We start from the raw sequence: 917 nt of genomic DNA, 5'->3' as shown, positions 1-917 counted from the left end.
GGGCTACGAAGAACGCCCCCTGGTGTCCATCGACTACCGCACCGATCCGCGCTCCTCGATCATCGACGCGCTGTCGACCTTGGTGGTCAATGGCACACAGGTGAAGATCTACGCCTGGTACGACAATGAGTGGGGCTATGCCAACCGTGCAGTTGAACTGGCCCGCCTGGTCGGCGCAGCGGAGTAAATAGCGATCATGAAGGCGTTGTCAGCCCTGTCTGCGGAGGTGCGTCAGTACCTGCTGGTTACCGGCAATTACTGGGCCTTCACCCTCACCGACGGCGCATTGCGTATGTTGGTGGTACTGCATTTCCATTCGCTGGGCTACACACCGCTGCAGATCGCCGCGTTGTTCCTGTTCTACGAAGTGTTCGGCGTGATCACCAACCTGGTGGGTGGCTACCTCGGCGCCCGCCTGGGACTCAACCGCACCATGAACATCGGCTTGGGCATGCAGGTCTTTGCGCTTGTGATGCTCACAGTGCCGGCAGACTGGCTGACGGTGCAGTGGGTGATGGCCGCCCAGGCACTGTCCGGCATCGCCAAGGACCTGAACAAGATGAGCGCCAAGAGCTCCATCAAGCTCTTGGTACCGGGCAGCCAACAGGGGACGCTCTACAAATGGGTGGCCATCCTGACGGGCTCGAAGAACGCGCTCAAAGGTGTGGGCTTTTTCCTCGGCGGAGCACTGCTCGCGTTGCTCGGCTTCACCCTGGCGGTGCTGGCCATGGCGGCAGTACTGGCTCTGATCTGGATTGGCAGTCTGGTGTTGCTGAAAAAGGACTTGGGCAAAGCCAGGGCCAAACCCAAGTTCCGCGACATGCTGTCCAAGAGCCGAGCCATCAACATCCTCTCGGCCGCACGGCTGTTTCTCTTCGGTGCCCGAGACGTCTGGTTCGTCGTGGCGCTGCCGGTGT

The 917-nt window shown here is 60.7% G+C and carries 1 protein-coding gene and 1 pseudogene; both read left to right on the top strand.

Features of this window, described 5'->3' with window-relative positions:
* Nucleotides 1-187: pseudogene (locus CC207_RS22565) on the top strand (type I glyceraldehyde-3-phosphate dehydrogenase); the annotation flags it as partial.
* 9 nt (nucleotides 188-196) lie between these two features.
* Nucleotides 197-917 (top strand): organoarsenical effux MFS transporter ArsJ (gene arsJ, locus CC207_RS22560; RefSeq protein WP_143496164.1); only part of this gene is annotated, 721 nt, incomplete at its 3' end.

The organism is Pseudomonas sp. DrBHI1, assembly GCF_002205115.1.
Lineage (GTDB): Bacteria > Pseudomonadota > Gammaproteobacteria > Pseudomonadales > Pseudomonadaceae > Aquipseudomonas > Aquipseudomonas mosselii.
This window is presented reverse-complemented; position numbering and strand designations above follow the sequence as displayed.